The 303-nt window shown below is 34.0% G+C and carries 1 pseudogene; it reads left to right on the plus strand.

Annotated elements, in window-relative coordinates:
* Positions 1-303 (plus strand): annotated as a pseudogene (locus ADI86_RS00670) (IS630 transposase-related protein); the annotation flags it as partial.

Genomic DNA, 303 nt, shown 5'->3' on the forward strand with positions numbered 1-303 from the left:
CATCAAGTAAAAGGAACAAAACCAAGAAAGGTTGATAGAGATAGACTTAAAAACTATCTTACTAACAATCCAGATGCTTATTTGACTGAGATAGCTGCTGAATTTGACTGTCATCCAACTACTATCCACTATGCTCTTAAAGCTATGGGCTACACTCGAAAAAAAAGAACCACACCTACTTTGAACAAGACCCAGGAAAAGTAGCCTTATTTCTTAAAAATTTTAATAGTTTAAAGCATCTAGCACCTGTTTATATTGATGAAACAGGATTCGATACTTATTTTTATCGAGAATATGGTCGCT

Origin of the sequence: Streptococcus pseudopneumoniae, assembly GCF_001074975.1 — a bacterium.
GTDB lineage: Bacteria > Bacillota > Bacilli > Lactobacillales > Streptococcaceae > Streptococcus > Streptococcus pseudopneumoniae_D.